This is a genomic window from Corynebacterium tuscaniense, assembly GCF_008693065.1.
GTDB classification, from domain to species: Bacteria; Actinomycetota; Actinomycetes; order Mycobacteriales; family Mycobacteriaceae; genus Corynebacterium; species Corynebacterium tuscaniense.
On record NZ_VXKH01000063.1, the window covers coordinates 1 to 8,639 of the forward strand.

At 62.9% G+C, this 8,639-nt stretch carries 5 protein-coding genes; 3 read left to right on the forward strand and 2 right to left on the reverse strand.

Features of this window, described 5'->3' with window-relative positions; all coding sequences use genetic code 11:
- Positions 1-259: 259 nt before the first annotated feature.
- On the forward strand, positions 260-1,210 hold the full coding sequence (gene truA / locus F4V54_RS09205; protein WP_150386939.1) for a tRNA pseudouridine(38-40) synthase TruA: 951 nt from the start codon (positions 260-262) through the stop codon (positions 1,208-1,210).
- A 185-nt stretch (positions 1,211-1,395) separates the two neighbouring features.
- On the forward strand, positions 1,396-2,709 hold the full coding sequence (eccB, locus tag F4V54_RS09210; protein ID WP_150386940.1) for a type VII secretion protein EccB: 1,314 nt from the start codon (positions 1,396-1,398) through the stop codon (positions 2,707-2,709).
- Here the strand turns inward: eccB and F4V54_RS09215 are convergent.
- Both F4V54_RS09215 and eccD read right to left on the reverse strand, forming a co-directional pair.
- Complete coding sequence (locus tag F4V54_RS09215; RefSeq protein WP_150386941.1) at positions 2,645-3,877, reverse strand: S8 family serine peptidase; 1,233 nt, start codon at positions 3,875-3,877, stop codon at positions 2,645-2,647. The two genes, eccB and F4V54_RS09215, sit on opposite strands and share 65 nt — an antisense overlap.
- A 2-nt stretch (positions 3,878-3,879) precedes the next feature.
- Positions 3,880-5,229, reverse strand: a complete 1,350-nt coding sequence (gene eccD / locus F4V54_RS09220; protein WP_150386942.1) for a type VII secretion integral membrane protein EccD — start codon at positions 5,227-5,229, stop codon at positions 3,880-3,882.
- Between the two features lie 217 nt (positions 5,230-5,446).
- Between eccD and eccCa the strand changes: the two genes are divergently transcribed.
- Positions 5,447-8,639: type VII secretion protein EccCa (gene eccCa, locus F4V54_RS09225; RefSeq protein WP_150386943.1), on the forward strand; the 3,193-nt coding region annotated here is incomplete at its 3' end.

Below are 8,639 nucleotides of genomic sequence, written 5' to 3' on the forward strand. Positions count from 1 at the left end.
GCCCTGAAACTCAACAATCGACCGCGAAAGACCCTGGACTACGACACCCCAGCAGAACGCATGGCCGAACTACTAGGATTGACCGGAACCTAGGAAACGTTGCAACGAACGCTAGAATCCGCCGGGGATTCCTGGGGCTTTGCGGGTTGGTTAGTCGCGTATGGATTCCTAAACACATAAGCCACATAGTCAACACGTGACCTGCAGGTTTATCAGGCGATTTCAAACGCGACTAACCGGGGGCTTTATGGTGGAAGCCATGAACGCAGGGACAGATGCATCTGCAGGTGGTCAAGAGCCTGGTTTGCCCTCGGAGCAGGCAGGCGAGATGGTGCGGCTCCGGTTCGATATCGCATATGACGGGACGGAGTTTCACGGCTGGGCGCGCCAGAAACCAGCCGATGGTCAGGAGATTCGCACTGTCCAGGGGGTTCTCGAGGATGCGCTGAGCCTTGTTCTGCGCTATCCAGTTGAACTCACCGTTGCGGGGCGCACGGATGCTGGAGTGCATGCCACCGGGCAGGTCGCGCATGCGGATGTCCCCCGCGCGAGCCTGGAGCAGCGTTCGATTGAGGGGGATGCGGGGCGGTTGGTGCGTCGATTAGCAAAGTTGCTGGACCCTGATGTGCGGGTGCTCCGCGTGACGGAGGCCCCGGAAGGCTTTGACGCGCGTTTTTCGGCGCTGAGCCGCACGTACCGTTACCGCGTGACCACGGCGGAGCCGGGCGCGTTGCCGTTGCGCGTGCGCGATACTGCGGTGTGGCCGAAGAAGGTGGATCTTGATGCGGTGCAACAGGCCGCGACCACGTTGGTGGGCCTTCACGACTTCGCGGCGTTTTGTAAGCCGCGCCCACATGCGACGACGATCCGCGATGTCCACTCGTTTACCTGGGAGGACGTGTCCACGGATGAGGAACCGGAGATCTACGAGGCCACGGTCACGGCGGACGCTTTCTGCTGGCACATGGTGCGCGCGCTGGTGGCTAGCTGTCTCGACGTGGGTGCAGGGCAACAACCCGCTGACTGGGTTCAAGGCCTTTTGCTTATCGACGCCCGCTCCCCCCACATCCGCCTCGCCCCCGCCCGCGGCCTCACCTTGGCCCGCGTGGACTACCCAGCGGACGATGAATTGGCGGCGCGTGCTGTGGTGACCCGGGACCGTCGGGAAGCATCGGAGGTTGCCTCCCGCGCACCTGGTTCTGATAATTAGCGGTTTGACTATCGCCAGTTGTGGTTTCTAAAAGCCCAGGTCGCGCCACTGGTGCTGTTGCGATAATCAAACCGAGGCGCACGCGCGCGAACGCTGGGGCCTGCAAACAGTTGTGGCACCGCCTGGAGCACCCTAGACTTTGAGAGCAGTCGCGCGCCCGCACAGGGGTGGGTGCGCGTTGGGGGATGAAGACCACTAGGGGGGATGTGCCGGTGGGCACGGACAACAACAAACAATCGGGGGCGCAAAGGCTGCTTCCTACCACACGATCGCAGGTCTCTGGCCACCGTTTCATGCGGCGGCGTGTGGAACATGGCCTGATCTACGGAGACATCCGAATGATCCATGACCCGCTGGCGTCGCGGCGCCGATCAGCGATACTTGGAGTAATCGCTGTGGCGCTCATCGCTGCTGGATGTGGTTTATTTGCCTGGCTGCGCCCGAACCCGGACCCAGGAACCGCGGCGATCTTACGGGCGACGGATGGTGCGCTGTACGTCCGCGTCGGGGAGACCGTCCACCCGGTGACGAACCTGACCTCGGCTCGCCTCATCGCCGGTGTGCCGGAGGAACCACAGCGAATTGGTGATGAACGTTTGGCTGCCATGCCTCGTGGCGTGCCTGTCGGCCTGCCAACAGCACCAGCGATGTTTGCGCCAGCGGACAGCGAGGATGAGGTGTGGTCCGTATGTGTGGGTACCGGCCGCAATGTAAGAGGTATCACCGTCACAGCAGGTACTCCGGTGAAGGAGCTCAACGCTGGGCAAGGAATCGTTGCGCTTTATGGCGGCGAAGAGTGGCTCCTCACCACAGCCGGCCGGGCAAAACTGCCTGCTGCCAGTGATCCAGCTTCCCGGGTTCTGCGCCGTACGCTTGGGATTGACGCCTCGACACCACGGTGGGATGTCGGCGAGGCGGACGGTGTGCTCAACGCGATGGGGGAACTGCCCCCTGTCCGGTTGCCGAACCCGCTACCGGAGGTGCTGGAGACGGAGACAGAAGCGTGGATACTTACCCCTCACGGGGGTATCCAGCAGGTGACGCCCACGCAGCGGGAGGTGCTGGGGGAAGCTGGCGCGAAGGTGAGTAAAACCACTGCTTCAGCCATTGCCGCCTACCCGGACGCGAATCCGCCGATGCCACTGGACATCCCGGAGGAAGCACCACAGTGGCTGGAGCTTGGTGGCGCCGAGGTGTGTGCCACGGAGACCGGCCGTGTGGCTACGGCTGCACCCCACGATGCGGGTGGGGCAGTGGAGCTATCCGGGGATGCGCCCGCGGCGCGGTTCCGTGGCTTGGACGCCGGGGCTGTGGCCGTGGACACGGGTGCCGGCTATCACGTTATCTCCGCGCAAGGGCAACGCCATGAGGTAAGCAACCAGGAACTTTTGTCTGTCATCGGGGCAGCCCACACAGAAAATGTTCCGTGGGCGATTATCCGCCTGCTGCCCGCGGGCCCGGAGTTGAACCGGGAAGCCGCGCTGACCGCGACCTACTAAAAGCTGATGCCACCGCAGTGACCAGTAGGCCTGCCACCGTCAGGACACCCACGATGATGCCGGCCCGCAGGGGTGCTGGTGAATGGGCTTTCACCTCTGGGGTGAGTACCAGTGGATCGGTTTCCGAGTGCGCGGGGTTCGTGGCTCCCAGGAAGGTTAAAGTGTGCAACGGGTCCACGGCACCGCCGGACGGTTCAGCGGCTGCGGCGATGATGCCACGGATCCGTGCGGCGGAAGCATCCGGGTAGCGCTGCTTGAGCAAAGCGGCGGTTCCGCTCACCACTGGTGCGGCGAAACTGGTGCCCTCGAACGGTTTGACGGCACCGCGGTCAGCGGCAATGCCAGCCGCCCACACACCGGAACCAGGAGACAAGGCGATGGCGGGGCGCCCCGGGGCGGACAGGAGCAGGTGTTCTTTGGGGACGGGGAGTGAATAGTCCGTCAGGGTGTGGGAATCGGCGCGGGCACCGACGGCAAGCACCGTGGGAAAGTGGGCAGGAAAAACCATGGATCCGGGCGGGCAGTCCGGGTTGGCGTTGCCCGCGGCGGCGACGACGATCGCGCCCTCCTGTTCCGCGCGGTTCAATGCCGCGACCAGCCCCCGGGTATCCACGCGTGGTGCCACGGACGGTTCCAAGCACGACACGACGGATATGTTGATCACTTGCGCGCCTTCATCCAGGGCACTAAGGATGGCTTGGGACAGGGTTTCCACGGTTCCCGCGGCGGCGAATTCGGCAGCGTCTACCCCCGGCTCCCGTGGCGCACGGTAGTGCGCGGAGGATTGCCGAATGGCCAGGATTTCCGCGTCGGGGGCGATGCCTACTTGCGTTCCGGCGATGATGCCGGCGACGACGGTGCCGTGGACATCGCAGTCCAAAAACGGTTGCGGGTCATCCGGGGTGACAAAATCTGCACCGGGGACGAGCTGGTCAAGCTGGGGGTTTCTGGCCACTCCGGTGTCGATGACGGCGACTTTGACGCCGGCGCCGGTTGCTAATCGACGAAGCTCTGCCAGCTCCTCAGCGTCATAGGCCCCCTCGGGGCCATCCGCAGCAGGGGCGGCCACCGCACAGGCGATGTCCTGAGCCTGAGCCACAGCCGGCAGGTGGACGAGGCAGCCGAATAGCAGGGCAGACACACCTATGGCATGAGCAGTGCGTCGCATCCTCACAGCCCCCGGATCAGGTCGAAGATTCCGGTGAGATACACCGCCACGGGGATCACCCCGATGATGGCAGCGGCCTCAGCGCGCTCAATCCATACCAGGGTGGTGGGTTCCAGTTCGGGAATGCGCCGGGCCCAGACTGCGGCGGAGGCGCAGGAGATGGTGAGGAGGATGGTGAGGGCGATGAGGGTGGGATGGGGAGCGTCGATAAGCGACACGGTGAGAATGGCACTGCCTGCAGCAACAGCGGCGGTGAGGCCGAGACTGAGTCGCGGTGCGCTGGAGTGATGGCGGGAGGCGTGGACGAGGAGCGCGCCGGCAAGCGTGATACCGAGTGCACAGACCCATGCGGTGGTGGCGAAGGCGAGCAGGATGAGTGCGGGCACCGTGCAGACGGCAACGCCGATGCTGATGCCGTCGGCGACGTGACGTGCCACCTGCGTGCGTTGGTCCACATCCTCCTGGTAATCGTCCGCGATGGAGAACTCTTGGCCCGCGGTAGGGACACGTGGAATGCGCAGGCCAGCAGCTCGGGTGGCAGCGGCGGGTGTGCCCATCACTGCGGCGAGCCCCGCAAGAATGATGAGCGCGGCGGGAGCATACGGCGATGGCAACCAGGCACCCAGCGAACCAGCAGCCACCAGGCAACTGGCAGTGACCAGGCCGGCACCGCAGCGAGGGCTGACAAGCCGCAACGCAGAACCACCGGTAAGTAGAACACACGTGACAGCAATGGCGGACAGCGCTCCAAGCGCCACGGCAGGTGAGAGCGGATGCAGCGACGCGGGCCCGCTGCTTAAGTCAGCGACCCACGCACCACAGCCCAGCCCCGCGACGGTGGCGGCGATGGGAAACAGCACTCGGGAGCGCGCCACGATGGCCACTGTGAGTAGTAGCAATGCTGTGATCCCGGCACCAGCAAACTGGTTGATGAACGTGCCTACCAACAACCCAGCGCCCACCGCACCCGTCAACGAAAAAAGCAGGTCAATGCCGCCACGTGGCGTGGATCGTGCGGAGTCAGCGGCGAGCGATTCAGCAGCATCGCGCACGACTGGAGGGACAACCGGTTCATGCGGGCGCAGCGTGAGAACCACGCCGTCGCGCAGCCGCATGTGCATCAGCGCTGTGTGCGGATCAAGCGGGGCACCCGCCGCTGTGCTGAATTCCCACGGACGATTGATCTGTGGCAGATCAATGAGCCGGGCGATCTCCGGCAAAATGTCGCTGAATGAGGATGACGTGGGTACGGAAAGATCAATTGACCGCGCAAACTCATTCGCATTTGCGCGGATAGATACGCGCACTACCTGCGATGTTGATGTTGTTGGCTGCAGCGACGGTGCAGTCATATAAATCCCCCCTGTTACTGTTCGTGCCGGCGCACCCCCGTGCGCGCAGGCACGAAACCCAAAAACCTACAAACCAGTGGCCCAAATGTACATCACACCGGGGACACGCGCACCGAGGTAGAAAAATTTTTGGTTGAAGCACTGGCATTTTCGCCAGAGGTGTGGTCTTCTAGTTCTCAGAAGATCCGGGGGGATCTTTTTCGCAAGGGGGAACTTTATGCTTGGGCTTGACAGTGATCCAGTCCGCGTTGTGCAAGCGGGGGAGCAGGCAGAATACGCACTTGATGCTGCGCCACCGATGCCTACGGGGAAGCTCGACGCGGAAGCCGTGCCACTCGCGGTGCGGCGGCCACCGGAGCCGCTGATGAAGGTGATCATGCCTATCGTCATGGTTGCGGCGATTGGCGCGATGGTGGTCATCATGGCGCTGTCCGGTCGTGGCGTAAGCCCGATGATGATGGTGTTTCCCCTCATGATGGTCATGGGTCTTTTGACCATGCTTAATCCACCGGAGAAAGCGGGGGATATTGATGAGTCGCGCCGGGTGTACCTGCGCCACCTGGACGCGTTAGCCGCGCGTGCGCGGGAGAACGGTGCGCAGCAACGCGAGCACGTCGAGTACTTTCATCCTCATCCGAAAGCACTTGTCAATGGGGTTCCGGCGGAGCGTGTGTGGGAGCGCAGCCAGGATCATCCGCGTTCGCTGGAAGTGCGGGTGGGCACGGGGATGACGCGGATGAGTACTCCTATTGATGTCCCAGATCCCGGCTCACCCGAAGACCTTGATCCGGTGTGTGCGGTGAGTTTGCGGCGCACGATCGCGGCAGTCAGTGTTGTCCCGCAGGTGCCGGTTGTGGTGCAGCTTGAGGCCTTTCCCGCGGTAACGTTGACTGGGCCGGATGCGAGGAATGTGGCGCGGTCCATCATCACACAGTTGGCATTTTTCCATGGGCCAGAGTTGGTGGGACTGCACATCACGGCGGAGGGCTGTGAGTGGGCAAAGTGGCTGCCACACACCAAAGATCCGGAGTCCGCGGAGTTCACTGTAGCCGTGGTGGAGGCGGGGTCGCCGGAGGCAATTGCGGCATCACACAACTGCGTTATCGCAGTTCATGATGGGGAGACCTCGCTCATCCAGGACGATGCGCTGCACCTTGTGTGTGATGGTGAGCTGCACGCGCTCACGGCTGCTGGCAAAGAAAAGCTCGGGCTTATCGACGATTTTCCGAACCCCGCCGCCGAATTCATTGCTCGCAACCTTGCTTTCTATCGGCGACCCGACTCCACCACCGGCAGTGGGAGCGGCGACCTGATGGAGTTGCTCGGCTTGGAGGATGTGGAATCCCTCACGCCGACGACAATGTGGCCGGGCCGGGAAGGGACGCGACTGAAACTCATGGTGCCCATCGGCACTGAAGGTCCTGGGAAGAGTGGTGCACCGGTCTATCTTGACTTGAAGGAGTCTGCTCATGGCGGGATGGGGCCGCATGGGTTGTGCATTGGAGCGACGGGCTCCGGCAAATCGGAACTCTTAAGAAGCCTTGTTGCAGCACTGGCGGCCACGCATTCACCGAATGAGTTGAATTTTGTCCTCGTGGATTTCAAAGGTGGTGCCACGTTCTTGGGGTGTGAGGGGCTGCCGCACACCTCCGCTGTGATCACCAACCTCGAGGATGAGGCGGTGCTGGTGGAGCGCATGTTTGATGCGATCTCTGGTGAGATGAATCGGCGTCAGGAGCTACTGCGCGCGGCCGGTAACTTTGCTAATGCTAGTGACTACAACGCCGCGCGCAAGGGTGCGCGCCCTGACCTGGAACCACTGCCGGCGCTGCTCATCGTGGTGGATGAGTTCTCTGAACTGCTGGGGCAGCATCCGGATTTCGCGGAGTTGTTTGTTGCGGTGGGCCGGTTGGGCCGTTCCCTAGGTGTGCATCTTCTGCTCGCTTCGCAGCGCCTTGAGGAAGGGAAGCTGCGGGGACTTGATTCACACCTGTCCTACCGGATTGGTTTGCGCACGTTCTCTGCGGCGGAATCACGCCAGGTGCTGGGGGTTCCGGATGCGTACGAGCTGCCGGCAGACCCCGGTTCCGGCTATCTCAAAACTGCGTCGAGTGAGGTCACGCGATTCAAAGCTGCTTACGTCTCTGGCCCACTGATGCGACGTATAAATAGCGTCGCGGCACCGACGGGTGTGCGGGTTTTCACCGGGTGGGAGGCAGATGTAGCTCCGGAAATGTCCGCAGATACTTCGACAACGCTGCTCGATGCGGTTGTCAGCGCTGCCCGGGCCGCCGCTGATCTGCGCGGGGAGCAGGCACGGAAAATCTGGCTGCCACCATTGCCGCCGCGGGTGAATCTACCTGATGTGTGCGAACCGGCGGGGGAGCTTGCGGCGAGCATTGGGCTTGTGGATGACCCCTACCGCCAACGCCAAGACCCCTTCACCTGTGATCTCAGTGCAGCCGGTGGTCACGTGGCCATCGCGGGTGGCCCGCAGACCGGTAAGTCGATGGCGGTGCGCACCCTAGTCACTGCGATGGCAGCCACGCACACCACGAGACAGATCGGCTTCTACATCATCGACGCTGGTAGGGGCGAACACGAAGCGCTTGAAGCACTGCCCCATGTCGCCGGCGTGGCTGAACGCACCGATGAGGAAAGAGTCCGCCGGATCATCGATGAGGTGGAAGGTTTCATTGACAATCCTCGCTCGGATAACCCGAGCACGGACAACTCGCCTGCCCACACCGTTTTAGTCATCGACGGTTGGCATTCGCTCACTGCGCCCGATTCCAAGCTGGAAGACCTCCGTGATGCTCTAGCGCGCATCGCTTCAGACGGTCCCGCCGCCGGCGTTCACCTCGTGCTCACCACTCAGCGGTGGAACGCGATCCGCCCGAATGTGCGCGACCTGGTGGGCACACGCTTTGAGTTCAAGCTCACCGAGCCGATGGATTCTGTCATCGACCGCAAGGCACAAGAAAAACTTCCAACCTTGTCCGGCCGCGGCATCACCCCGCAGGGACAAAGCATGCTCGTCGCGTTCACCTCAAAAGAAGACATCGCGCATGTTGCAGCGCAGTCCGCGGACCAGGCCTCTGTGCCAAGGTTGAAGGTGTTGCCGAGGTTCGTGCGGTTCGGGGAGACATCGGGAAGCATTCTGCTCGGACGTGGCGGACGCGATCTTGGCCCGATCAACCTGGACGCGCAGCACCTCGTGGCTATTGGTGAAGCGGGTTGTGGCAAGTCAACGCTCATTGAGACGGTCTTTGTGCAGGTCGCGGCACTCCCGCGGGAGAGCGCGCGCATCGTGCTGCTTGATCCGCGTCGCGCGCACCTGGTTCACGCGCAGCACACGATGGTCGCGGCATACGGCAGTTCCACCGACGCGATGCGCACTGCGATCGCGG

Bases quoted from the DNA above. Each gene is read 5' to 3' on its own strand.
- truA (WP_150386939.1), top strand. From the start codon at position 260: ATGAACGCAGGGACAGATGCATCTGCAGGTGGTCAAGAGCCTGGTTTG.
- eccB (WP_150386940.1), top strand. From the start codon at position 1,396: ATGAAGACCACTAGGGGGGATGTGCCGGTGGGCACGGACAACAACAAA.
- F4V54_RS09215 (WP_150386941.1), bottom strand. From the start codon at position 3,877: ATGCGACGCACTGCTCATGCCATAGGTGTGTCTGCCCTGCTATTCGGC.
- eccD (WP_150386942.1), bottom strand. From the start codon at position 5,229: ATGACTGCACCGTCGCTGCAGCCAACAACATCAACATCGCAGGTAGTG.